Origin of the sequence: Pseudomonas sp. FGI182 (assembly GCF_000511325.1) — a bacterium.
In the GTDB taxonomy this organism is placed as follows: domain Bacteria; phylum Pseudomonadota; class Gammaproteobacteria; order Pseudomonadales; family Pseudomonadaceae; genus Aquipseudomonas; species Aquipseudomonas putida_Z.
Map to the genome: position 1 here is coordinate 2,267,860 of NZ_CP007012.1, position 25,523 is coordinate 2,293,382.

A 25,523-nucleotide genomic window follows, 5' to 3' on the forward strand; every position below is an offset into this window, starting at 1 on the left:
TCGTCTGCCCCCCCTTCTGCATGCCAAAAGCCCGCCCTCCACGCCGGTGGTCTTCCTTCGAACACCGGCGAAGCCGGTGCCATGTACCGTTAGCCCAGGGCGGCCGCCTGCTGCAGGTTCAGCGAACGGGTTTCCGGGGCCAGGGCCCAGGACAGCAGCAGCCCGAAGAACGTGATGGCAGCGGCCACGTACATGGTTTGCGCAATACCCAGCACGTCTAACGAAACCGGCACCAGGTAGGTACCCACTGCCGCGCCGATGCGCGAGACGGAGGTGCCCATGCCGACCGCGAAGGCGCGGATCTCCGTGGGGAAGATTTCGTTCGGGTAGACCAGCGTCAGCACCTGCGCACCACCAATGAACAACGCATACAGGGCGAAGAACACCAGGATCCAGATACCCGCGCTGCTGTGGAACGCGCCCAGGCACAGCAAGGCCAGGCCCGACACCAGGAAGCTGTAGAGCAACAGGTTGCGGCGGCCGATGACGTTGATCAGGCGGGTGGCGACCATGCAGCCGACCACGAAGAACAGCGTGATCAGTACCGAACCGATCGAGGCGCTGTCACCTTTCACATTCAGCGCCGCCAGCACCTTGGGCGCAAACGCATAGACCGAGAACAGCGGGATGATGCAGCAGGTCCAGAACACGATGACGAACAGCATGCGCTTGCCGTAACCGGCATACAGCAGGCTCCAGATGTTCACTTTGTGCGCGGTGCCCTGCTCGGGCAGGTTGCGCAGGGAAAAGTCATTGCCATATACCGCCTTGATCACCTGTTCTGCCTCGGCGCTGCGGCCTTTGCTCAGCAGCCAGCGCGGTGATTCGGGGGTGCCGATACGGACCATGAAAAGGGCCAGGCCAATGGTCGCGGAGCTGGCCAGTACCAGGCGCCAGGCATCCTCGGCACCGGTGCGCAGCAGCAGTTCGCCGACGATGTAGGCAGCCGCCGCACCGGCAAACCAGAGGATGGTGAGCATGGCCAGGCGTGGGCCGCGGTACTTGCGGGGCATGAACTCGACCAGCAGCGAGGTGGCAACCGGGTATTCGATGCCGACCGCAATGCCGATGACCAGCCGCAGCAGGAAGATGGTCAAGGCCGAGTCGGCCCAGAACTGCCCGAGCGAGGCGACGATGAACAAGGTTGGCCCGACGAAGAACAGGCGCTTGCGGCCAAGGCGATCGGTCAGCCAGCCGCCGAGGAAGCCGCCAAAGAAAATGCCGATCAGCGCCGAGGCGGCGATCAGGCCTTCCCAGAAGCTGTTCAATGACAACGCAGTGCTGATGTGCGCCAGGGCGACGCCGATAATGCTCAAGACATAGCCATCGACGAACGAGCCACCGCCAGAGCGCAGCGTGAGAAGTTTGTGGAACCTGTTCAGCGGTACATCTTCGACTGAGATATTTGGACTTGTCATTCTTGTCTCCCGATATGGTTTTTCGAGTAAAAGGGCAGCGCGGCCTCCAAAGCGGGGCCGTGAAGCCATCTCGAAAATTCAGTGATCGATGGCTATACGATTGTTTTTATTGTCAGTGCCGGGGACGGCCTGTTCAGAAACCTTCCTTGCGCGCTCCTTGTATTTCAAATTTCATAGCGCACTTCTTTTGAAGGTGGGTGGCCGAAGAACGCACTGTAGGACCTGCTGAAGTGGGTGCACGACACAAAGCCGCAGGCGATGGACACATCGAAGATCGATGCATTGGAGTTCTGGATCAGGCGCCGCGCTTCGGTAATGCGCAACTGGAAGTAGTATTTCTGCGGGGTGGTATCGAGCTGGTCCTTGAACAGGCGCTGCACCTGGCGTACGGACAAACCGATAGCCTGGGACAACTGGCCGGGTGACAGCGGCTCCTCGAGGTTGGCCTCCATCAGCTTGATGATTTCGCGCAGGGGTCGGCTGACCTTGGGCTGCAGGGGCTTTTGCACGCTGCGGAACTTGCTTTGGTCGTGGTCCAGCGTGTCGAGCACCGCATCGGCGAGCGCGTGGCTGCAGCCAATGTTCAGCCACTGCAGCATCATTTCGAAGGCGCCCGCCGGCGAGGCGGCGGTCAGCCGGTCGCGGTCGAGCACCAGGGCATCGTGGGTGACCAATGCGTGCGGCACCCGCTCGGCCAGGGCAATGCGCTGCTCGGGGTGGATGGCGCAGCGGTAGCCGTCGAGCAGGCCGGCGCTGCCCAGGTACCAGGCGCCGTTCCACAAGCCGCCCAGCACCACCGGGAACCTGGCCAGCCGCTTCAGCAGGGCGGTCAGCCAGCCGGGTACCGTGCGCGCGGCCCGCAAGCCACCGCAGACCACCATGATGTCCAGGTCGCACAGGCGCACATCGGTCAGCGGCGTGTCTGGGCGAATGGGGATGGCCAGGTCGCTCATCACTTCGTTGTGGTTGTGGCTGAAGGTATGCACCCTGATCGAGCCAGGGGCGATCAGGTTGGCGGTGACCAGCACATCCAGCGCCTGGGTGAAACTGGGCAGGGAAAAGTTCTCCAGCAGCAGAAAACCGACCCGCGACGGCTTGGGGCGCGTGATGGGTTGTGCCATGAACCCCAGGTTGCGCTCTTTGAAGGTGTGGCTGAATGTTCTTGTAGTTATTGTCATGTGTCACCCAGATGCCGAGGCCCGAGGTTCGGCTGACTAATAGAGTGAAAGCCATTCCAGGCGGGTGGATCTGGCATACAGGTCGGCGAATAATGTATGGGTGCAGCAAGGATGAAGTCCAACGACATTTTGTGCGGTTTCTTTGATAACCCAGTGTTATTGGTGAGTTCGGCGATTCTTCGCATAACCCAAGGTTATGCGTAAAGTAATTTAAGTGCCGATGTGTTTTTTTACCTGCTGTGTACGATTCAAGTGTCCTGTACGCGGAATGAGGAGAACACACCAGGATGTCACAGCGGCAAGTTGATCCCGATACCCTGTTACTTCGCATGCCTTCGTTACGTGCTGTCAAAGCGTTTGTCGCGGCAGCCAAGTACCAGAGTTTCACCCGGGCCGCAGAGGCGCTGTGTGTGTCGCAGGCGGCGATCAGCCGGCAGATTCGTGAATTGGAAACTTACCTGAGCGCGCAGTTGTTCGAGCGTGTGGGCCGTGCGGTTGAGCTTACCCCGGCAGGTTCGGTGTTTTTCGAGGCGTCGCAGTTGTCGTTCGTCAATATTGCCCAGGCGGCGGAGCGGATACGCCATACACCGCTGGAAAAGCACGTGCTGACGATTTGTTGCTCCCCGGCGTTTTCCGCGTTCTGGTTGTCGCATCACATCAACGAGTTTCGCGCAAACAACCCGGATATCGAGCTCAACCTGATCACCACGCAAAACTTTCTGACGCGGGAGCCCGGTGTGGAGCCGGATGTGATCATCTCCAAGTTTGCCAATGTGGGTGATGCCTACACCATCTACCCGCTGTGCCATGACGTGATTTACCCGGTGTGCACGCCGCAGTACCTCGCGCGTCACCCCGAGATCGGCACGCTGCAAGGCCTGTGCAACAGCGCGCTGCTGGACTTGAGCCCGTACGGCCGGGCTGGTGTGGCCGAGCATGTGGACTGGAGTGTGTGGCTGGCATTCCACAACGTGGACATCGATGAGCGTGGCGCCGACAGCCCGCCACTGTTCCACGCCAATGACTACAGCCTGATCATCAACATGGTGCTGGCCCACCAAGGGGTTGCCCTGGGCTGGAACCAGCTGGTGGCCAGCCTGGTCGAGCAGGGCCGGTTGACCAGGCCGGTGCGTGAACAAGTCACGTTGCGCAACAGCCTGCATTACCTGGCCTGCAAGGAAAATACCGATTACGACGCCTGCGGGCGGGTACGCGACTGGGTATTGTCAAAGTTTACCTGGTGGAAAGTCTGAAACCGTCAATACATAACAACGCATCATGAATTGTGCTTTGAAAATGTCGTTTGAAGCGGGCGGGGCTGAAGTTTAACTTGCGAGAAAGTTTCAGTTGGCTGGTTACAAGAAAAATGGTTCGGTAATTGTCAGCGGTTGTCGTGAACACCGTGTGGCTGGAGGATAATAATGAATAGCAATGAATCCGTCATTGGCCTGATCAAACAGCGCAAACCGCGGCATGTATTGCCCCGGGAACTGTATCTGGACCCGGAAGTGTATCGTCAGGACCTTGAGCAAATCTGGCACAAGGACTGGGTCTTCGCCGGCCATACATTCGAGATTCCCAAGGCCGGCCAGTATTTCACCCTGCAGATCGGCGACTACCCGGTGGCTGTCGTGCGTGGCAAGGACGGCGAAGTGCGCGCGTTCCACAATGCCTGCCGCCACCGCGGTGCCAAGGTGTGCGAACACGCTGCGGGTAAAGTCGCCAAGCTGGTGTGCCCTTACCACAAGTGGACATTCGAGCTGGATGGCAACCTGATCTATGCCGGCAACATGGGCGCGGATTTCGACAAGTCGCAATACAACCTCAAGCCGGTGCATGTGGAGGTCGTCCACACCTACATCTACGTGTGCGTGGCGCAACAGGCGCCGGACTTCAGCAGCTTCCGCGCGGCGGTCAGCCCCTTCATCGCCCCGCACGGCCTGGAAAACTGCAAGGTCGCCTTCGAGTCCAACCTAATCGAGAAGGGCAACTGGAAGCTGGTGTTCGAAAACAACCGCGAGTGCTACCACTGCGACGGCACCCACCCCGAGTTGCTCAACTCGTTCGTCGAGAACCTGTCGGTGGCCGGTGTGGGCGGTGACGACGACCCGGAACTGGTGGCCCACTGGACCCGCTGCGAAACGGCGGGCATGCCCAGCCGCCTGGTCATGGACCCACTGGGGCGCTTCCGCATGACCCGCATCCCGCTCTCGGCCGGCGCCGTCAGCTACACCATGGACGGCAAGCCCGCCGTCAACGGGCGGTTGGACAGCAGTGGCGAGGCGGATATCGGTGCTTTGCTGTACTTCAACTATCCCTCTACCTGGAACCATTTCCTTGGCGACCACGCGCTGAGTTTCCGCGTGCTGCCGATTGGCCCGGGGGAAACCTTGGTGACCACCAAGTGGCTGGTGCCGGAGTCGGCGGTGGAAGGGGTCGACTATGACCTCGACCGGTTGACCAAGGTATGGCTGGCGACCAACGACCAGGACCGCCGCTTGGTGGAAGGGACCCATGCGGGCGTTTCTTCGCCCAGCTATGAACCCGGACCGTTCTCGGAGAATGCCGAGAACGGGGTGTGCCAGTTCGATGACTGGTACTGCGCGACCATGCTCGAGCGGCTGAGTGGGCGTGTGCCGTTGAAATCGGTGGGCTGAACATCCGGGCATGCTCGCGAAGCAGGTGTTGTGATGGATGGCACCGGCTTCGCCGGTGTTCGCGGCTAAAGCCGCTCCTACAGGTACGGCGTGAGCCCGAAGCCTGCGGAGTACCTGTGGGAGCGGGCATGCCCGCGAAGCAGGCGACGCGGTGGATGGCACCGGCTACGCCGGTGTTCGCGGCCACGGCCGCTCCCACAGGTACAGCGCGAGCCCGAAGCCTGCGCCGTACCTGTGGGAGCGGGCATGCCCGCGAAGCAGGCGGCGCGGTGGATGGCACCGGCTGCGCCGGTGTTCGCGGCCACGGCCGCTCCCACAGGTACAGCGTGAGCCCGAAGCCTGCGCCGTACCTGTGGGAGCGGGCATGCCCGCGAAGCAGGCGACGCGGTGGATGGCACCGGCTGCGCCGGTGTTCGCGGCCACGGCCGCTCCCACAGGTACAGTGTGATCCCGAAGCCTGCGCCGTACCTGTGGGAGCGGGCATGCCCGCGAAGCAGGCGGCGCGGTGGATGTGTTCGGTTACTGCGCAGGTTTCGGGTACAAGCTGTACCTGTGGCAGCGGCGCTCATTTACCATGGCGGCTGTTTTTAGCCATTACCAAGGAATCCCTCCATGAGCGCCCCTCAGTTCCGCACCCCCACAGCCGCCGACGCCGAACGCTGCTACGCCATCGAAATCGGTGCCTATGAAGGCGATGAGGCGGCCACGCTGGAGAAGATCCGCACTCGCATCGCGCAGTATCCGCAGGGCTTCCTGGTGCTGGAAAACGCGGGCGAGATCGTTGGTTTCATCAACAGCGGCTGTGCCCACGAAGTGGTGATGTCCGACGAGGCATTCAAGGAGCTGGTCGGGCATGACCCGGCGGCGCCAAACGTGGTGATCATGTCGGTGGTGGTGGACCCGGCGCACCAGGGCAAAGGCTACGCCAAGCAGTTGATGGTTGAATTCATCGCACGCATGAAAGCGGCGGGCAAGCTGACCATTCACCTGATGTGCAAGGAACAGCATGTGGCGTTGTACCAGAAGCTGGGGTATCAGTACGTGAAACCGTCGCCGTCGGACCACGGCGGCATGGCCTGGCATGAGATGCTCATGGTCCTCTGATTTCGCAAGACACGGCAGCGTTGCCGGCGATGGGCCGCCAAGGCGGCCCCGAATGGCTGCTTATTCGCCGCTGACCAGCTGGCGTGCCAACTGGTTGTGGCGCTCCAGCACCCGTGGCAGGTCGACCGTGGCCAGCTGGCCATCCTTCACCACCACACGGCCATTGATGACACTGGTGTGCACCTGGGTCGGGGTGCAGAACACCAGCGCCGCCAACGGGTCGTGATGGCCACCGGCATAGGCCACGTGGCCGAGGTCGAAGGCGACGAAGTCGGCCACCATGCCTGGGGCCAGGGCGCCGATGTCGTTGCGGTTGAGCACCTTGGCACCGCCGAGCGTTGCAATTTCCAGCGCCTCGCGTGCAGTCATCGCGTCGGGGCCGAAGCCCACCCGTTGCAGCAGCAAGGCCTGGCGCACTTCACCGATCATGCTGGCGCCGTCGTTGGATGCCGAACCGTCGACCCCCAGGCCCACCGGCACCCCGTGGTCGCGCATCTTGCGCACCGGGGCGATGCCCGAGGCCAGGCGCATGTTCGAGCATGGGCAGTGGGCGACACCCGTGCCGGTGCGGGCGAACAGCTCGATGCCATGCTGGTCGAGTTGCACGCAATGGGCGTGCCACACGTCGTGGCCGACCCAGCCGAGGTCCTCGGCATATTCGGCGGGGGTCATGCCGAACTTCTCGCGGCTGTAGGCGATGTCGTTGACGTTCTCGGCCAGGTGGGTGTGCAACGACACCCCGTACTGGCGCGCCAGCACGGCTGCTTCGCGCATCAGGTCGCGGCTGACCGAGAACGGCGAGCAGGGCGCCACTACGATGCGGCGCATCGAGCCGTGGCTGGCGTCGTGATAATCCTCGATCAGGCGCTGGGATTCCTTGAGGATGTCGGCTTCCTTCTCCACCACCGAATCAGGCGGCAGGCCGCCCTGGCTACGGCCCACGCTCATGCTGCCGCGCGCGGCGTGGAAGCGCATGCCGATCTCGTCGGCGGCATGGATGCTGTCGTCGAGCTTGCAGCCGTTGGGGTAGATGTACAGGTGGTCGCTGGAGGTGGTGCAGCCGGACAGGATCAGTTCGGCCATGGCGGTCTGGGTCGACACCGCGATCATCTCGGGGGTCAGGCGTGCCCAGATCGGGTAGAGGTTGGTCAACCAGTTGAACAGCTCGCCGTCCTGGGCTGCCGGCACCACGCGGGTGAGGCTCTGGTACATGTGGTGGTGGGTGTTGACTAGGCCAGGGATGACCACCTTGCCGGCCATGTCCAGCACCACATCGGCGTGCTGTGGCAGGGTATCGCTGGGGCCGACCTGGCGGATCAGGTTGCCTTCGATGAACATTCCGCCGTTCCTGATTTCGCGGCGTTCGCCGTCCATGGTGACCAGAAGTTCGGCATTTTTGACCAGTAGCGTTCTTGGAGCATTTGTAGATGACATGGCTTAAGCCTGTCGCAATACGCATCGGCGATTACCGATGTCATAGGCGCATGGCATTGTAAGCAAGGTTTTTGCGGATTGTATACAGGGCTGATAGTCCTGTGCCGGCCTCTTCGCGGGTAAACCCGCTCCCACATCTATGGTCCTCCCAGTTTCTGCAATACTGAATCTGGATGCGTAGTTGGCTTGCCGCAATCTATTCGGCGTCGAAGGGTTAAGGTTCGCGCCTTGATGAAAGTCGCGCCTGACGATCCTGATTAGGTAAATCGGCTTTAGAGCCGCGTGGGAGCCCAGGTTTTTCGTCAGGTCGGTTGGCCGTTTACGTCATCTGTTATCCAGCATCGCAAAAACCGTTGGGTGGTGCTTGGTAGCGCAGGGTCAAGCGTTCTGTGCGCTTGGCCCTGCTTCATAAATGCCATGGCTGTGTGCGATTGCCCAAGCTATCCGTGCTAGCCGGTTCGCCAAGGCGCACACAACCACATTCGGGTGATGGCGAGTCAGCAACACTCTCACCCAATCAGCCAATCGCCCAGATTGCTTATCCAGGTGGTTGATGAAGGTATGGCTGCACTGCACCAGTAGCCGTCGCTGATTGCGATCACCGCGTTTGCTGATACCCAGCAAGCGCGGTTTCCCGCCGGTGGTCAGCTGCTTGGGCACCAGGCCTATCGAGGCCGAATAGTCACGTCCTCGTTTGAACTGCTTACCGTCACCTAATTCTGCAGCCAGGGCGCTGGAGGTGATCGGTCCAATACACGGTATGGTCATCAAACGGGTTGCCAGATCATCTCCAGCGACCTGGCTCTCCAGCTCTTTGGTGAGTACCTTGACCTGTTCGTCAAGGTAGTTGAAGTGCGCATGAAACTGTTGGAAAAGGCGAATTACCGAGCCAGGAGCATGAAGTTTTTCCAACGTTTCCGGTAACTCTCTGACCGACTTGAAGGTTGGCGCCAGGCTAACGCCCCACTCAAGCAGGAAAGCATGGATTCGATTGACCGTCGCTGTGCGGTCCCGAATGAAAGCTTCACGGGTCATGTTGAGCATGCTCAGCGCTTGCTGGGCTTCGCTTTTGATTGCAACAAATCGCATTGCCGAACGACTGGCTGCTTCACCAATGGCCTCGGCGTCGGTGTAGTCGTTTTTGTTACTTTTGACATAAGGTCGTACATGCTGCGCGGCAATCAATTTGGGTTGATGACCACAGCTGGCTGCGAATCGAGCCATGAAATGAGCGCCTCCACAGGCCTCCATGGCCAAGGTGCAGGGTGGTAGTTGAGCGATGTAGGAAAAAACCTTGCTGCGAGAAATTTTGCTACGGAACAGGTACTGGCCACGGCTATCCTGGCCGTGGAAATGGAAACAATTTTTGCCTAGATCCAAGCTGGTAAGAGCAAGATTCTGAGTATTCATAACGGCGATCTCCAGTTAGATCCCCCAGTGAAAGCTTAGGCTTTCACTGGGGAGTCCTGGGAGGACCATTTCATTAGGTACTGCACAGAATTCATGAGCTGTGTAGTACCTGTGGGAGCGGGTTTACCCGCGAAGAGGCCGGCACAGGCTACCTCAATGTCAGATCAAACCGCGCCACGGCTGGCGACCCCATCCACCAACCGCGCAATCCCCAGCGGGTTGGCACTTTTCAGCGCATCCGGCAGCAGCGCATCCGGGTAGTTCTGGAAGCACACCGGGCGCAGAAAGCGGTCGATGGCCAAGGTACCGACCGAAGTGCCACGGGCATCGGAGGTGGCCGGGTATGGCCCGCCATGCACCATCGCGTCCGATACCTCTACGCCGGTCGGGTAGCCGTTCAGCAGCAGGCGCCCGGCCTTGCGCTCCAGCAGCGGCACCAGCGCAGCAAAGGCACGCAGGTCGTCCGGTTCGGCAATCAGGGTGGCCGTCAGCTGGCCTTGCAGGTGGCGCAGTGCTTCGGCCAGTTGCTGGGCATCGGCCACTTCCACCACCACGGTGGTCGGGCCGAACACTTCTTCCTGCAGCAGAGGGTCGCTGTCCAGCAGCAGGCTCACGTCCGCCTTGAACAGCTGCGGCTGGGCCTGCGTGCCGGCTTGTGGCTGCCCGGCCAGGTGCTGGATGCCAGGGTGCGCCAGCAGGTGCTGCACACCGTTCTGATAGCTGCGCAGGGTGCCAGCGTTGAGCATGGTCTGCGGCGCCTGGTCGGCCATGCTCGCCACCAGCGTGTGCACGAAGCGTTCGAACTGCGGCGACTTGATGCCCACCACCAGGCCCGGGTTGGTGCAGAACTGCCCGCAACCCAGCACTACCGAGGCGGCCAGTTCGCCGGCTACCTGCTCGCCACGGGCCTGCAGGGCCTGGGGCAGGACAATTACCGGGTTGATGCTGCTCATTTCGGCGAACACCGGGATCGGCTGCGGGCGCGCAGCCGCCATGTCGCACAGGGCGCGGCCGCCACGCAGCGAACCGGTGAAGCCGACCGCCTGGATGGCCGGGTGCTTGACCAGCGCTTCACCCACGCCGGCGCCATAGATCATGTTGAACACGCCTGCAGGCATGCCGCTACCGGCCACCGCGCGGTCAATGGCCGCGGCCACGTGGGCAGCGGTCAGCATGTGCCCGCTGTGGGCCTTGAACACCACCGGGCAGCCGGCCGCCAGCGCCGAGGCGGTATCACCGCCGGCGGTGGAGAAGGCCAGCGGGAAGTTGCTGGCACCGAATACAGCCACCGGGCCGACGCCGATGCGGTACTGGCGCAGGTCCGGGCGTGGCAGTGGGGTGCGCTCGGGCAGCGCACGGTCGATGCGCGCACCGAGGAAGTCGCCACGGCGCACCACATCGGCAAACAGGCGCAGCTGGTTGCTGGTGCGGGCGCGCTCACCGCGGATGCGTGCCTCGGGCAGCGCGGTTTCGCGCATCACATGCTGGACGAAGTCATCGCCCAGTGCGTCCAGTTCGTTGGCGATGGCGTCGAGGAAGGCGGCGCGCTGTGCCGGGCTGGTGCTGCGGTAGGCCGGGTAGGCAGCCTCGGCGGCCAGCACGGCGGCTTCGACTTCGTCGCCGGTCGCCTGGTGGAAGGCGTATGGCAGTGGCTCGCCGGAGTGGGCGTCGACGCTGTTCAGCAGCACGTCACCGTTGCCGCTGAGCTGGCCGGCGATGTGGTTCAGGCGATGTTCGATGGACATTTCGTTTCCCGTTGGCAATGACAGTCGTTGGGCTGGGACTGTAGGGGGCGAAATGCGTGCTGAATAATGATTAATGCGGATCAGGTGATAACAGATTGTTATCACAACGGCCTTCTCCAAAAGTTTCGATCGTATGCACGGCCCCCCTGTGGGAGCGGGTTCACCCGCGAACACCGGCGAAGCCGGTGCCATCCACCGAGTCGCCTGCTTCGCGGGTAAACCCGCTCCCACAGGGACCGCGCAAATGCTTGAAAGCGCGTGGGTCACTCGGCCATCTGCAACTCCGGCAGCTTCACCCGGAACGCCCGGGTAAGCCCCAGCAGCACCACCAGGCCCATGCCCATCCAGCATAAACCGATGGTGAACGACAGGCTGGTCAGGCTACTCCACAGCCACAGCGTGCTGAGGAAGCCCAGGCCGGGAATGGCGCCATACAGCAGGTAGTTGCGGCCACCACGCAGCTTGTGGTCGATCAGGTAGTGCTTGACCACGGCCAGGTTCACCGCCGAGAAGGCGAACAGCGCGCCAAAGCTGATCATGTTGGCCACCGTGTCGAGGCTGATCACCAAGGCAATCAGCGACAGCAGGCTGACTAGCAGGATGGCCGTGGCCGGTACGCGCTTTTTCGTCACCAGCTGGCCGAACGCACGCGGCAACGCACCGTCGCGGCCCATGGCGAACAGCACCCGCGACACGCTGGCCTGGGACACCATGGCCGAGGCGAAGCAGCCGGCCACGTAAGTGGCGGTGAAGGCGGTCACCAGCAGTTCGCCGCCGACCCGGCGCATCACGTCCACCGACGCCGAGTCCGGGTCGGCGAAGCTGCCCCAGTCAGGGAACACCATCTGTGCGCAGTACGACACCACCAGGAACAACATGCCGCCGATCAGCGACACGGCGAGGATCGCCACGGGAATGCGGTAGGTGGGGTTGCTGGTTTCCTCGGCCATGGTCGAGACCGCATCGAAGCCCAGGAACGATAGGCACAGCACGGCGGCGCCGGTCATGATCAACGGCACGCTGAAGCCTTCGTGGTGGAACGGCGCCAGCAGCGACACCGGCTGCGCCTGCCCGCTGAGGTTGTGGATGGACAGGGCGACGAACACGACGATGAACACCAGTTGCACCACCACCAGGATCCAGTTCACCCGGGTGATCGACTCGATGCCGATCAGGTTGAGGAAGGTGACCAGGGCAATGGAGCCCGCCACCCACACCCAGGCGTGGATGGCCGGGAAGTACTCCGACATGTAGATGCCGATCAGCAGGTAGCTGAGCAGCGGCAGGAAGATGTAGTCGAGCAGCAGGGTCCAGCCGGCGATGAAGCCGATGTGGCTGCCGAAGGCCTTGCGGGTGTAGGTGTAGACCGAGCCGGAGTAGGGGTGGGCCTGGACCATGCGGCCGTAGCTGTAGGCGGTCAGCAGCATGGCGGCGAGGGTCAGCAGGTAGGCGGTGGGCAGGTGCCCCTTGGTCATCTGGGTGACCAGCCCGTAGGTGGTGAACACTGCCAGGGGGACCATATAGGCCAGGCCGAACAGCACCAGGGCGGGCAGCCCCATGGACTTGCGGAAACGGCCGTTGCTGGCGGTGGGTTGCGACGGGCTATGTGCAGGGCTATGGGCTGTACTTGTTGTTGTATGCATTGCTAACTCCTGGAAAGGGATGCAGGACGCCGCGGTATGCGAGCGGGCTCGATACCGGTGGGTGTTGTGCAAGGAGGTCGAGCGGCTGGCTCGCAGCGCTGGGGCGGGTTGATGCTCCCACACCCCGCTGGTACCCGGAATCACCCTTTGGGGTGAGCCAGCAGGGGGCTTTGCCTGCTCACCCCAAAGGGTGATTTCGGTGTTTGCAGTGCCATGGGAGTATCTGGCCAACGACGCACCGCACTGGCGGCGGTGCCTTTACTTGAGACGGCAGGCCCAAAGTGACTGATCAATTGCTTTCGCAACAGTGGTTCGAGCACCTGGCCAAGGTCACCGAGGCGATCGGCCGACCGGGCTTTGCCGCCACCCTGTTTGCTGCGCTTGGCGTGATTCGGCCGATCCAGGCGACCACGGTGTACCTGTACCCGCACGACGGCATGCCCTGCGCGCTGTTCGAGCAGGACGACAAGGCGCCCTGGCAGCCCGAGGGCAATGTCAGCCGCTACCTGTCCGGCTTCTATCTGCTCGACCCGTTCTACGGGGCCTGTGTGGAGCAGGTCGAGTCCGGTTGCTACGGCCTGTTCGAAGTGGCGCCCGACCACTTCGAGGTCAGCGAGTACTACCAGTCGTTCTACCGGCACTCGCACCTGGAGGATGAGCTCAACTACATCCTGCAGGTCGCGCCCGGGCAGAGCCTGGCGGTATCGCTGGCGTTCACCGACAAGCTCGATGGGCAAACCCGTGCGCTGTTCGGGCGTATCACGCCCTGGGTACTGGCGGTGCTCGGCAAGCACTTCGCCGGGCTGGACAGCCGCACCGGGCGCTTCGAGAACATCCTCGAGCAGCGCATCCACGTGGCGTTGAACAACTTCGGCAGCTCGCTGCTGACCGAGCGTGAGTGCCGTATCGCCCAGCTGATCCTGCGAGGCCACTCGACCAAGTCGCTGGCCGAGCGCCTGGGGGTGTCGGAGGACACCATCAAGTCACACCGCAAGAACGTCTACGCCAAGCTCGACATCGGTACCCAGTCCGAGCTGTTCTCCCTGTTCATCGACGCGCTGGCCAATGCCCAGGGCGTGCTGGGCAAGGACCCGCTGGAAAGCTACATGGGCAAGCTGCGCTGAGCGCAAGCCACCCTGCAACCCCACCGCAAAGGAAAACCAACAATGAATGCGCCTTTCGCCCCGCAACGCCAGACCCGTGACTACCAGGCAGCCGATGCCGCGCACCACATCCATGCCTTCCTCGACCAGAAGGCGCTGAACGCCGAAGGGCCGCGAGTGATCGTCGGTGGCGAACGCCTGCACCTGTGGGACAGCGAGGGCAAGCGCTACCTGGACGGCATGTCCGGCCTGTGGTGCACCCAGCTCGGCTACGGCCGCCGCGACCTGACCGCCGCCGCAGCCACGCAGATGGACCAGCTGGCCTACTACAACATGTTCTTCCACACCACCCACCCGGCGGTGATCGAACTGTCCGAGCTGCTGTTCAGCCTGTTGCCGGGGCACTACAGCCACGCGATCTACACCAACTCCGGCTCCGAGGCCAACGAGGTGCTGATCCGTACCGTGCGCCGCTACTGGCAGGTGGTCGGCCAGCCGAACAAGAAGATCATGATCGGCCGCTGGAACGGTTACCACGGCTCCACCCTGGCCGCCACGGCGCTGGGTGGCATGAAGTTCATGCACGAAATGGGCGGGTTGATCCCGGATGTGGCGCACATCGATGAACCGTACTGGTACGCCGAGGGCGGCGAGCTGACCCCGGCCGAGTTCGGCCGCCGCTGCGCCCTGCAGCTGGAGGAGAAAATCCTCGAACTGGGTGCCGAGAACGTCGCCGGCTTTATCGCCGAGCCGTTCCAGGGCGCGGGCGGCATGATCTTCCCGCCGGAAAGCTACTGGCCCGAGATCCAGCGCATCTGCCGCCAGTACGACGTGCTGCTGTGCGCCGATGAAGTGATCGGCGGCTTTGGCCGCACTGGCGAATGGTTCGCCCACGAGTACTTCGGCTTCGAGCCCGACACCCTGTCGATCGCCAAGGGCCTGACCAGCGGCTATGTGCCCATGGGCGGCCTGGTGCTGAGCAAGCGCATTGCCGAGGCGCTGGTGGAGCGGGGCGGGGTGTTCGCCCACGGCCTGACCTATTCCGGCCACCCGGTGGCGGCGGCGGTGGCCATCGCCAACCTGAAGGCGCTGCGTGACGAAGGCATCGTGCGCCAGGTGAAGGACGACACCGGGCCGTACCTGCAGCGCATCCTGCGCGAGGTGTTTGCCGACCACCCGTTGATCGGCCAGGTGCAGGGCGCCGGGTTGGTGGCGGCGCTGCAGTTCGCCGAGCACAAGCCGACGCGCAAGCGCTTCGCCAACGAGAATGACCTGGCCTGGCAGTGCCGCACCTTCGGTTTCGAGGAAGGGGTGATCATTCGCTCCACCCTGGGCCGGATGATCATGGCGCCGGCGCTGATCGCCAACCACAGCGAGCTGGATGAGCTGGTGGAGAAGACCCGCATCGCCGTGGACCGCACGGCGCGCCTGGTCGGCAAGCTCTAAAAACCTGCGAGCGCTCCGCAGCCCCTGTGGGAGCGGGTTCACCCGCGAAGAATGCGACGCGGTGCATGGCACCGGCTTCGCCGGTGTTCGCGGCGGTTCGACGCCTCTATGAACCCGCTCCCCCGGTGCTGTATCGACACTGCACCTTACGAGCAACAGAGACCGCCACGACGGTCGCCTGGAGTACAAATGTACACCCTCCAATTCTGGCAACAACGTGCCTCGGACCTCTACCTCCCGGCCAATGCACTGATCGACGGCAAGCCCGTCAACGCACAGGACGGCGCCACCTTCGCCGCCATCAACCCCGCTACCAACAAGGTGCTGGCCCAGGTCACCGCCTGCGGCCAGGCCGAGGTCGACCTGGCCGTCGCCAGCGCCCGCAGGGCTTTCGAACAAGGCCCATGGCCGCGCATGGCCCCGGGCGAGCGCAAGAAAGTGCTGCTGCGCCTGGCCGAGCTGATCATGGCCCATCGCGAAGAACTGGCCCTGCTCGACTCGCTGAACATGGGCAAGCCGGTCATGGACGCCTACAACATCGATGTGCCGGGCTCGGCGCAGGTGTTCGCCTGGTACGGCGAGGCGCTGGACAAGCTGTACGACCAGGTGGCACCCACCGCGCCCAACGCGCTGGCCACCATCACCCGCGAAGCCCTCGGCGTGGTCGCCGCCGTGGTGCCGTGGAACTTCCCGCTCGACATGGCCGCCTGGAAGCTCGCCCCGGCGCTGGCTGCCGGCAACAGCGTGGTGCTCAAGCCCGCCGAGCAATCACCGTTCTCGGCCTTGCGTCTGGCCCAGTTGGCGCTGCAGGCCGGTGTGCCGGAAGGCGTGCTGAACGTGGTGCCGGGCCTGGGCGAGCAGGCCGGGCAGGCGCTGGGCCTGCACCCGGACGTGGATTGCCTGGTGTTTACCGGCTCCACCCAGGTGGGCAAGTACTTCATGCAGTACTCGGCACAGTCCAACCTCAAGCAGGTATGGCTGGAGTGCGGCGGCAAGAGCCCCAACCTGGTGTTCGAAAACTGCCAGGACCTGGACCTGGCTGCGGAAAAGGCGGCATTCGGTATCTTCTTCAACCAGGGTGAGGTGTGCTCGGCCAACTCGCGGCTGTACGTGCAGCGCTCCATCCATGACGAGTTCATCGAGCGCCTGCAGGCCAAGGCCCGCCAGTGGCTGCCAGGCAACCCGCTGGACCCGGCGAGCCGTGCCGGTGCCATTGTGGATGCCGGGCAGACCGGCCGGATCGAAGCCGCCATCGCCCGTGCCGGGCAGGACGGGGCGCGGTTGGTGTGTGGTGGCCGGCGCCTGACCATCGACGGCTCGGACAATTACATCGAGCCGACCATTTTTGCCGGTGTCGATGGTCGTATGAGCCTGGCGCGGGAAGAGGTATTCGGGCCGGTGCTGGCGGTCAGTGCCTTCGACAGTGAAGAGCAGGCCGTGCGCCTGGCCAACGACAGCATCTATGGGCTGGCGGCGTCGGTGTGGAGCGATGACTTCAACCAGGTGCACCGCGTGGCGCGGGCGTTGAAGGCCGGCACCGTGTCGGTGAACACGGTCGATGCGCTGGACGTGACGGTGCCGTTCGGCGGCGGCAAGCAGTCCGGGTTTGGCCGCGACCTGTCGCTGCACTCGTTCGACAAGTATTCGCAGCTCAAGACCACCTGGTACCAGTTGCGCGCCTGATACCCTGAAGGCATACCCAGGACCTGTAGGAGCGGCCTTGTGTCGCGATAGGGCTGCAAAGCAGCCCCAGGGTTTCAGCACAGATGCACAAATTGCCGGGGCTGCTTTGCAGCCCTGTCGCGACACAAGGCCGCTCCTACAAGGGCCAGTGCTGGCTAGAGGAGCCATGCAAGACTAAATTTCTTCTCTAGCCCGGCAAAAAGCCCGTCCGCCCTCTACACTGCTGCGGGTATCAGCCAAGGCAATGTGCCATACATGGAGTACCTGAGATGGGCTGCGTGTCGAATGGTCGTGCTGCTGGCAACGCCGGACGTGGCATTTCACTGCAGTGGCTGGTGGCACTCGCCATCGTGCTGGGCATGTTGCTGCTCGGCGCCGCCCTGGCCTGGCAGGGCTATCACGGCATTCGCCAGACCTTGGTGGCCGCAGCGGGTGATTCTGCCCAGCAAATTGGCAAGACCATCGACGAGCGCGCCCGGCGCCTGATCGACCCGGTGCACAGCAGTATCCGCCTGCTCGCCCACAACCCGGCCGCGCAAACCCCGGCGCAGCGCCTGGAACGCTTGCCGCAACTGGTCGAGACGCTGGACGCCAACCGCATGCTCAGTGCTGCCTACATGGGTTACCCCAGTGGTGAGTTCCTGCTGGTGCGCCGCTTGCGCGACCCGCAGTTGTTGCAGCGTTTCGCCGCGCCGCCGGGCACCGTGTTCCTGGTGCAGAGCGTCAGCCGTGAGGGTGGGGCGGTGCAGGGTGAATGGCGCTTCTACGACCACGCGCTGAACCTGCTGCAGGCCCAGGCCAAGCCCGAATACCGCTACGACCCGCGCACGCGCCCGTGGTTTGTCGAAGCCAGCGCCCAACCCACCACGGTGCTGACCCACCCCTATGTGTTCTTCACCACCCGCGAGATCGGCCTGACCATGGCCCAGCGCAGCGTCGACGGCGGGGCGGTGATCGGCATGGACGTTTCGGTCGACGACCTGGCCAGCGAGACCCAGGGCCTGCGCATGACCCCCGGCACCGAGATCGTCGTGGTCGACGACCAGGGCAGCGTGGTGGCCTACCCGGACCTGCAGCGGGTAATCGTGCACGAAGGGCAGGCCGTGCGCTTGTCGCGCATCGGCGAACTGGGCATCCCCAGCCTGGAGCACCTTTACGCCGACCTGCCGCAAGGCACCCGCCCGCAGCCTTATCAGGTGGACGGCCAGACCTGGTATGGCATGCGCGTGCAACTGACCAACCTGGCCGGGCAGGACCTGCAGGTGCTGATTGCCGTGCCAGGCCATGAGTTGCTGGCCGGTGCGCGCAAGGTACTGCTCGAACAGTTACTCTGGACCGCCGCCCTGATAACCGTGCTGCTGGTGCTTGGTGGTGTGCTCGGCCGGCGCATCGGCCGCCCGTTGCGGCTGCTGACTGAACAGCTGCAAGGCGTGGCGGGTTTTGATTTCAGCCGCGAAGTCGGGGTGCGCTCGCGGGTGTCCGAGGTGCGTGAACTGAGCCGCGTGCTCAGCCGCATGTCCGGCACCATCCGCAGCTTCCAGGCGATTACCCTCACGCTCAGCCGCGAGCGCGACCTGGAGCGCATGCTCGACGGTGTGTTGACCCATCTGGTGGAAGCCGCCGGGGTCAATGCCGGCGTGGTGTACCTGTTCGATGCCGAACATGCCTTGCTGCGCCTGGCCGCCGCCTGCCGTGGCGAGCAGTACCCTGGCGAGCTGGCCGTGGATGAGGCTGCCCAGCAGCACCTGGCCACGGCGGTGACCCAGGCCCTCGGCCTGCATGAGGGCAGCATGGCCTTGGTGTTGAATGACCGTAGCCAGGCGTTGCTGGGCATTCTGGTCCTGCAACTGGGCGATGGGCCTGTACACGAGCAGACAGGCCAGCCGTTCCGCAGCTTTGTTGCCGAACTGTCCGGGGTGGTGGCGGTGGCCATCGAGACACGCCAGCTGGTCGAAGCCCAGCAACGCCTGCTGGATGCCATGATCAAGCTGCTGGCCGATGCCATCGATGCCAAGAGCCCCTATACCGGCGGCCACTGCGAACGGGTGCCACAACTGGCGCAGATGCTGCTGGACCAGGCGGTGGCGGCCGAAACCGGCCCGTACGCCAGCTTCAGCATGACCGCGGCTGAACGCTACGAATTCCACGTGGCGGCCTGGCTGCACGACTGCGGCAAGGTCACCAGCCCCGAGTATGTGGTGGACAAGGCGACCAAGCTGGAAACCTTGTACAACCGTATCCACGAGGTACGCATGCGTTTCGAGGTGCTCTGGCGGGATGCCGATCTGGCCTATTGGCAAGGCCTGGCCAGCGGTGGCGACCAGCAGGCGCTGCAAGCCACCCTGGCGCGCAGCCAGGCCCAGCTGCAGGACGACTTCGCCTTCGTCGCCCAGGCCAACATCGGCGGCGAGTTCATGCAGGACGCCGACATCGAGCGCCTGCAGCAGATTGGCCAGCGCCGCTGGCAGCGCCATTTCGACAACCGCCTGGGCATCTCCCGTGATGAGGTGGAGCGCTTTGCCGACGTGCCTGCGCCTGCGCTACCGGTTGACGAACCACTGCTGGCCGACCGCCCTGAGCATTGCGTGCCTTGGGGCCCCCGCAAGCCCCCGGTGGCCAAGGGCGACCCGCGCAACCGCTGGGGCTTCGACATGCGCTTGCCGGCCTACGCCAGCAATCATGGCGAGTTGTACAACCTGGCGATCCGCCGCGGCACGCTGAATGATGAGGAACGCTTCAAGATCAACGAACACATCGTGCAGACCATCATCATGCTCAGTTCCTTGCCGTTCCCCCGCCAGCTCAAGCGGGTGCCGGACATCGCCGGCAACCACCACGAGAAAATGGACGGCAGCGGCTACCCGCGCCGGCTGGGCGAGCAGGACCTGGGCATTGCCGAGCGGGTGATGGCGATTGCCGACATCTTCGAGGCGCTGACCGCGGCCGACCGGCCCTACAAGGCGCCGAAGACCCTGTCCGAGTCGGTGAAGATCCTGGTGGGCATGGCCCGTGGCGGGCACATCGACGGCCAGTTGCTGGAGCTGTTCCTCAGCAGCGGGGTGTACCGCCAGTATGCCGAGCGGTTCCTGCGTGCCGAGCAGATCGATGAGGTGGATGTGGCGTACTGGTTGGGGCAGATGCGTTGCCCGGCTTGAACGAAAAATCAGATTTAGCCCCTTCCTTGTAGGCCATTTCCCAAAGATACTCACGCCGCCTGTTTCCCGTTGCGGCCGCTTTGGCAGCGCTCTAGTCTCGGCGGGTCGCTGCACATCAGCGATCGGCTTTGACAGGCCGCTTCGGGTTGATCGCATGGCTGAGGTTTCAATGGCAGCTGTGCGTAGGGCACGTTCGCGTGCGCCGGTAACTGATCAACTCCGCCGGTCTGTCAACCTACGTACAGTTGCCGCCCTCCCGTTTGACAGCAGGTGTGTGGTAGCTCCATCAAGGAGTTGATTCATGCTGAAAGTTGTCCCCGATCCACCCCACACCCCCCCATTCCTTCGAAGACAGCAGATGCCCGATGGGCGCAGCACTTCGCATTAAGGCTTTATTGATGTGTCGCCAGGGCTGGCCTCTTCGCGGGTGAACCCGCTCCCACAGGATCACCACAGACTTCAAGACTTGCACAGTACCTGTGGGAGCGGGTTTACCCGCGATAGGGCCGGCTCAGGCAGTCGAGATATTTCAGGGGGATTCACCAATGACCACAGAAGACACCCAATTCACCGTCGGCAAGACCACCTTCTACCAAGGCGAAAACGGCACCCATCCACTGTTCCGCATCGAGCCCGGCATCCCCTGCCGCGATGCCCGCGAGCAGTCCTCGGAATTGATGGGCTATGTCCGCGAACTGACAATCACCGGCCTGATGGATGAGAAACCGATGATGATCTGGGCCGCCCATTACCTGAGCGCAATGGCCAAGGCGCTGATGGATGATGCCGAGCTGGGCATGAAGCACTGAGGTATCGCAGATCTGCGTGATTACTTTGTAGGAGCGGCCTTGTGTCGCGAAAGGGGTGCGAAGCGCCCCCAACGATCTGTGCACCACCGCAAAAACGCCGGGGCCGCTTTGCGGCCCTTTCGCGACACAAGGCCGCTCCTACAGGAATCGCGCCGTTCATGAGGAACAGGGCAGGCCGGCGCAGGTCAATGCATCAGCTCATCCACCCCGACCCACCCACCATCGAACTCATCCATGGCATCCAGCACCGCTTCACGGAAATACGCCAGCGACGCCCGATCAAACAGCAACTGCAACGCCGGCCTCTCATCGCTCCCCACATTCAGCACGATCACGTTGCCGCGCCGCCGAGGTCTCCCACAGGATCACCACAGACTTCAAGACTTGCACAGTACCTGTGGGAGCGGGTTTACCCGCGAAAGGGCCGGCTCAGGCAGTCGAGATATTTCAGTGGGATTCACCAATGACCACAGAAGACACCCAATTCACCGTCGGCAAGACCACCTTCTACCAAGGCGAAAACGGCACCCATCCACTGTTCCGCATCGAGCCCGGCATCCCCTGTCGCGATGCCCGCGAGCAGTCCTCGGAATTGATGGGCTATGTCCGCGAACTGACCATCACCGGCCTGATGGATGAGAAACCGATGATGATCTGGGCCGCCCATTACCTGAGCGCAATGGCCAAGGCGCTGATGGATGATGCCGAGCTGGGCATGAAGCACTGAGGTATCGCAGGGCTGCGAGATTACTTTGCAGGAGCGGCCTTGTGTCGCGAAAGGGGGGCGAAGCGCCCCCAACGATCTGTGCATCACCGCAAAAACGCCGGGGCCGCTTTGCGGCCCTTTCGCGACACAAGGCCGCTCCTACAGGAATCGCGCCGTTAATGAGGAACAGGGCAGGCCGGCGCAGGTCAATGCATCAGCTCATCCACCCCGACCCACCCACCATCGAACTCATCCATGGCATCCAGTACCGCTTCACGGAAATACGCCAGCGACGCCCGATCAAACAGCAACTGCAACGCCGGCCTCTCATCGCTCCCCACATTCAGCACGATCACGTTGATCCGCGCCGCCGAGGTCTGCGCCACCGCCCCAACGGGAAACGCCTGGGCGCGCAAGTCCACCCCGCACAACTTGGCCATCACCGCGCTGCAATACTCCCCCGACAGCTGCAGCCAGGCATGGCTATCCTGGCGCGGCAGCAGGTAGTTGCGCCGGGCATCCTGCAACCACCCGGCCTCTTCGGCAGCCACCCGTGCACCGCCGTCCGCCAGGCTGCCCAACAGCAGGTACTCGGTCTGCGACAAGCGCGCTACCCAGCCACCGTCTTGCTGGCGCACGGCCTGGTTGGGTAGCGACGGCAAGCGGTAGCCACGCGCCTGCAGGCAAGCGGCACTGTCGCCCCCTCGAAACCCGACCCGTGCCAGATCGGTCAGGTCAGTCAACGCGCAGTTGTGCAACAGCTCGGCCCGCGGGCTGCGTGGAATAAAAGCTTCGGCTTGCAAACTGGTCATGGCTCAGAGCTCCTGGCGCAGGTTGTCGGGATCGTGGAACGGCAGGGGCACCACCTTGGCATTGACCATCACGCCGCCCTCCACGCGGATCGGGATGTGCATGCCAGGCGTGGCCTGATGGGCACCGGCGTAAGCCAGGCCGATGATCTGCCCCAGGGTTTGCGAGTATTCGCAGGATGTGACGTTGCCGCTGATATCCGCCCCATCCAGCACCAGATGCCCCTCCAGCGGCTGTGGGCTGCCCTTGGGCAGGGTGAAGCCGACCAGTTTGCGCTTGAGCGGCTGCGCTTCGAGGATCTCGATCGAGCGCTTGCCGACGAAGAATGGCTTCTTGCGGCCGATCGCCCACTGCATGTCGATCTCCGCCGGGTGGGTCATGCCGTCGGTGTCCTGGCTGATGATCACGTGGCCTTTTTCCAGGCGCAGCAGGCGCTGGGTCTCGACGCCGAACGGGCGAATGCCCAACCCCGCGCCGGCCTGCATCAAGGCATCCCACAGGCGCTCGGCGTGGCGCGCCGGCACGTGCACTTCGTAGCCCAGTTCACCCACAAAGCCCACCCGCAGGATGCGCGCGGCAATACCGGCCACGGTGCCCTGGCGTACGCCGAGGTAAGGGAAGGCCTCGGCCGACAGGTCCACATCGTCACATACCTTGGCCAGCACCTGGCGTGACAGCGGCCCGGCCAGGTTGACCGCGGCCAGGGCGGCGGTGACGTTGGTGACGTCCACATCCAGGCGCCATTGCGCGTTCCACTTCAGCATCTGCTGGTAGATGCGGTCGACGCCGCTGGTGGTGGCGGTGACGTAGAAGTGCTGCTCGCCCAGCCGGGCGCACACGCCATCATCGATCACCACGCCGTGCTCGTTGGTCATCAGCGCGTAGCGGGTGCGGCCGATGGCCAGCTTGGCGAAGCCGAAGGTGTAGAGGCGCTCCAGCAGTTCGGCGGCGTCGGGGCCGCGCACATCCAGGCCACCGAGGGTGGAAACGTCGATCAGGCCGACCTTCTCGCGCACATGGCGGGCTTCCTCCTGCATGCAGCGTTCGCGTTCCTCAGGCTTGCCATAATAGGCCGGGCGCTGCCAGATACCGGCCGGCATCATCTTCGCCCCGGCTTCCAGATGGCGGCGATGCATTGGTGTTTGCCGGTACGGGTCGAAGGCGCGGCCGGCGACGTGGGCCAGTTTTTCCGCCTGGAACGGTGGCCGGGCGGTGGTCACCCCGGTTTCGCTGATGCTGCGCCCGGTGGCGTGGGCCACCAGGCGGGCGGTCGGCAGCGCCGAGTGGCGGCCCTGGGACGGGCCCATGCCGACCGTGGAGAAACGCTTGACCAGCTGCACGTCGCGGTAGCCGCTGCGGGTGGCGTTGACGATGTCGCGCACTTGCAGGTCTTCGTCGAAGTCGACGAAATCCTTGCCCTTGGGGTGGGGGAAGATTGGCCAGGGGAAGTTGACCTTGGCTTCGGCACTGAACACTGGCTGCACCGGCGCTTCCAGGCCCAGCGCTGCCAGCGCATCGGCAGCCCCGCGAGTGGCGTCGGCCAGCACATTGCCCAGTGCGTGACGGCCGTTCACCGAGCCGGCGATATCCAGCCCGGCCGGCAGGTTGGTGATGGCGAATTCGTCGCGGTTCACATCGTAGGACAGCTTGCCGCCAGCCTGGCACAGCAACTGGTACACCGGCATGTAGCCTGCCGACATGCACAGCAGGTCGCAGGCCAGGCGCAGGCCGTGCGGGCCGACCTTGCCCTGGCCGGTGATCGGGCGAATATCCACGCCACTCACGTGGCGCATGCCCGCTTCGTGCAGGGCTTCGTACACGGTGCTGCCCAGGTGCACGGGTATATCGCGGCGCTTCAGTTCGGCGGCCAATGCGGCATCGGCTGGCGCGGCGCGCATGTCGACCACCGCGGCCACCGCCACGCCTTGCTCCTGCAGGTCGAGGGCGGCGAGGTAGCCGTCATCGTGGCCGGTGAGGATTACCGCGCGCTGGCCCGGCTTGACCGCGTACAGCTTCATCAGCCGCTGCGCGGCGCTGGTCAGCATGACCCCCGGCAGGTCGTTGTTGCGGAACACCACCGGCTGGTCGAACGCACCGGCTGCCACCAGGCAGCGGCTGGCGCGCACCTTGTACAGGCGTTTGTGCTGGATCACCGGCAGGTAGTTGTCGGTGAACCAGCCGTTGCAGGTGGCTTCCAGCAGTACCTGGATGTTCGGGTGGCCGTCGACGGCAGCCAGCAGTTCCTGGCGCAGGCCGGTGGCGCGGGTGCCGGCAATGTCGAAGCGGGCGTAGGTGAGCGAGCCGCCAAGCACCGGCTGTTGCTCGATCAGCAACACCTTGGCCCCGGCATTGGCCGCGTCCAGTGCCGCACGCAGGCCCGCCGGGCCAGCGCCGATGACGGCCAGATCGACGAACAGATAGGCCTTGTCGTAGTACTGCGGCTTGAATCCGAGGTCGAGCACGCCGAGGCCAGCCTTCTTGCGGATCAGCGGCTCCCACACCTTCCACATGCCCTTGGGCTTGTAGAACGAGCGGTAATAGAAACCGACTGGCATGAAGCGCGAAAACTTGCCCAGGTAGGCATCGCGGTCGTGCGCCAGGCTACCGTTGAAGTTCTGCCCTTCGACCACCTGGCCATCGCGGGCGGCTTCCAGGTCGGCCAGCACATTGGGCTCGTCCGGCAGCTGCACCAGGGTGTTGGCATCCTGCCCGGCCATGCTCAGCGGGCCGCGCGGGCGGTGGTACTTGAACGAGCGCGACAGCAACCAGCGGCCGCTGCCGAGCAAGGCGCTGGCGATGCTGTCACCGGCAAAGCCCTGGCAGGCCTGGCCGTCGAACTGGAAGTGCAGGGGCCGCTCGCGGTCGATCAGCAGGCCCATGGGCGCGGGGAGGCGAGAGTGGCTGTTCATCCAGCAATCTCCGGGGTGGCGGCGGGGTTGAAGTCGACGCGGCGGTCGAACAGTTCTTTCGGGTCGAAGGTGCGCAGCACCTGGTCGCTCACCGTGTGGCGTTCGGCCAGGAACCAGTAGCTGGAGGCGTTGTGCAGCCACCACTCGGTCACTACCCCGGCCAGGTTGTCGCTGTTGAACACATAGTCGGCCCATTCGGCGTCGCTGCAGCTGGCCGGGTCGGGCATGTGCCTGAATTCGCCGCCGTAGGTGAACTCGCTGATATTGCGCGGGCCGTTCAAGGGGCAGGTCAGGATCTTCATCGTCGTCGCTC

The 25,523-nt window shown here is 63.7% G+C and carries 18 protein-coding genes and 1 pseudogene; 9 read left to right on the plus strand and 10 right to left on the minus strand.

Annotated features, from left to right (window positions below; translation table 11 throughout):
• Positions 1 to 89 precede the first annotated feature (89 nt).
• Positions 90 to 1,418 (minus strand): MFS transporter, encoded by a 1,329-nt coding sequence (locus tag C163_RS10090; protein WP_025338650.1) that lies wholly within the window; start codon positions 1,416 to 1,418, stop codon positions 90 to 92.
• Between the two features lie 164 nt (positions 1,419 to 1,582).
• On the minus strand, positions 1,583 to 2,596 hold the full coding sequence (locus tag C163_RS10095; protein WP_038408075.1) for a GlxA family transcriptional regulator: 1,014 nt from the start codon (positions 2,594 to 2,596) through the stop codon (positions 1,583 to 1,585).
• A gap of 329 nt (positions 2,597 to 2,925) precedes the next feature.
• Between C163_RS10095 and C163_RS10100 the strand changes: the two genes are divergently transcribed.
• From C163_RS10100 to C163_RS10110, 3 genes are all read left to right on the plus strand, one after another.
• Positions 2,926 to 3,849: a LysR family transcriptional regulator gene (locus C163_RS10100; RefSeq protein ID WP_249352826.1), complete on the plus strand. Its 924-nt coding sequence runs from the start codon at positions 2,926 to 2,928 to the stop codon at positions 3,847 to 3,849.
• A gap of 168 nt (positions 3,850 to 4,017) precedes the next feature.
• The gene (locus C163_RS10105; RefSeq protein WP_025338653.1) at positions 4,018 to 5,253 is read left to right on the plus strand and encodes an SRPBCC family protein; all 1,236 of its coding nucleotides are present in this window, start codon (positions 4,018 to 4,020) and stop codon (positions 5,251 to 5,253) included.
• Between the two features lie 612 nt (positions 5,254 to 5,865).
• A complete protein-coding gene (locus tag C163_RS10110) occupies positions 5,866 to 6,357 on the plus strand; it encodes a GNAT family N-acetyltransferase (protein ID WP_025338654.1) in 492 nt (163 codons plus the stop codon).
• Between the two features lie 60 nt (positions 6,358 to 6,417).
• Here C163_RS10110 and C163_RS10115 read toward each other — a convergent pair whose 3' ends face one another.
• The 4 genes from C163_RS10115 to C163_RS10130 all read right to left on the minus strand — a co-directional run bounded on the left by C163_RS10115 (position 6,418) and on the right by C163_RS10130 (position 12,589).
• Positions 6,418 to 7,791 (minus strand): 8-oxoguanine deaminase, encoded by a 1,374-nt coding sequence (locus C163_RS10115; protein WP_025338655.1) that lies wholly within the window; start codon positions 7,789 to 7,791, stop codon positions 6,418 to 6,420.
• A 378-nt stretch (positions 7,792 to 8,169) separates the two neighbouring features.
• Positions 8,170 to 9,201, minus strand: a complete 1,032-nt coding sequence (locus tag C163_RS10120) for an IS110 family transposase (protein WP_025337750.1) — start codon at positions 9,199 to 9,201, stop codon at positions 8,170 to 8,172.
• Between the two features lie 164 nt (positions 9,202 to 9,365).
• Positions 9,366 to 10,946: an aldehyde dehydrogenase (NADP(+)) gene (locus C163_RS10125; RefSeq protein ID WP_025338656.1), complete on the minus strand. Its 1,581-nt coding sequence runs from the start codon at positions 10,944 to 10,946 to the stop codon at positions 9,366 to 9,368.
• A gap of 263 nt (positions 10,947 to 11,209) precedes the next feature.
• Complete coding sequence (locus tag C163_RS10130) at positions 11,210 to 12,589, minus strand: APC family permease (protein ID WP_025338657.1); 1,380 nt, start codon at positions 12,587 to 12,589, stop codon at positions 11,210 to 11,212.
• 281 nt (positions 12,590 to 12,870) lie between these two features.
• Here C163_RS10130 and C163_RS10135 point away from each other — a divergent pair, with 281 nt between their 5' ends.
• The 5 genes from C163_RS10135 (at position 12,871) to C163_RS10155 (ending at position 20,785) form a co-directional block, all read left to right on the plus strand.
• A complete protein-coding gene (locus C163_RS10135) occupies positions 12,871 to 13,713 on the plus strand; it encodes a helix-turn-helix transcriptional regulator (protein WP_025338658.1) in 843 nt (280 codons plus the stop codon).
• A 42-nt stretch (positions 13,714 to 13,755) separates the two neighbouring features.
• Entirely contained in the window at positions 13,756 to 15,138 is a 1,383-nt protein-coding gene (locus C163_RS10140) for an aspartate aminotransferase family protein (RefSeq protein ID WP_025338659.1), read from the plus strand.
• 189 nt (positions 15,139 to 15,327) lie between these two features.
• Positions 15,328 to 16,821, plus strand: coding sequence for an aldehyde dehydrogenase (locus C163_RS10145; protein ID WP_025338660.1), 1,494 nt, complete (start codon positions 15,328 to 15,330; stop codon positions 16,819 to 16,821).
• Positions 16,822 to 17,090: 269 nt separating this feature from the next.
• Positions 17,091 to 19,976: an HD domain-containing phosphohydrolase gene (locus tag C163_RS10150; protein WP_025338661.1), complete on the plus strand. Its 2,886-nt coding sequence runs from the start codon at positions 17,091 to 17,093 to the stop codon at positions 19,974 to 19,976.
• Between the two features lie 545 nt (positions 19,977 to 20,521).
• Positions 20,522 to 20,785, plus strand: coding sequence for a DUF3077 domain-containing protein (locus tag C163_RS10155; RefSeq protein ID WP_023660664.1), 264 nt, complete (start codon positions 20,522 to 20,524; stop codon positions 20,783 to 20,785).
• A gap of 185 nt (positions 20,786 to 20,970) precedes the next feature.
• Here C163_RS10155 and C163_RS26390 read toward each other — a convergent pair.
• A pseudogene (locus C163_RS26390) lies at positions 20,971 to 21,129 on the minus strand (sarcosine oxidase); the annotation flags it as partial.
• A 119-nt stretch (positions 21,130 to 21,248) separates the two neighbouring features.
• Between C163_RS26390 and C163_RS10160 the strand changes: the two are divergent.
• On the plus strand, positions 21,249 to 21,512 hold the full coding sequence (locus tag C163_RS10160) for a DUF3077 domain-containing protein (protein ID WP_023660664.1): 264 nt from the start codon (positions 21,249 to 21,251) through the stop codon (positions 21,510 to 21,512).
• A 185-nt stretch (positions 21,513 to 21,697) separates the two neighbouring features.
• On the opposite strand, the gene C163_RS10165 is transcribed toward C163_RS10160, so the two are convergent.
• From C163_RS10165 to C163_RS10175, 3 genes are read right to left on the minus strand one after another with little or no spacing between them, the layout of a single operon-like run.
• Positions 21,698 to 22,303 carry a sarcosine oxidase gene (locus C163_RS10165; protein ID WP_025338662.1) on the minus strand — a complete coding sequence of 202 codons (606 nt, stop codon included), beginning with the start codon at positions 22,301 to 22,303 and terminating at the stop codon, positions 21,698 to 21,700.
• A gap of 3 nt (positions 22,304 to 22,306) precedes the next feature.
• On the minus strand, positions 22,307 to 25,210 hold the full coding sequence (locus C163_RS10170; protein ID WP_025338663.1) for a 2Fe-2S iron-sulfur cluster-binding protein: 2,904 nt from the start codon (positions 25,208 to 25,210) through the stop codon (positions 22,307 to 22,309).
• Positions 25,207 to 25,512, minus strand: a complete 306-nt coding sequence (locus C163_RS10175; protein ID WP_025338664.1) for a sarcosine oxidase subunit delta — start codon at positions 25,510 to 25,512, stop codon at positions 25,207 to 25,209. The genes C163_RS10170 and C163_RS10175 overlap by 4 nt, the downstream gene beginning before the upstream one ends.
• Positions 25,513 to 25,523: the final 11 nt, after the last annotated feature.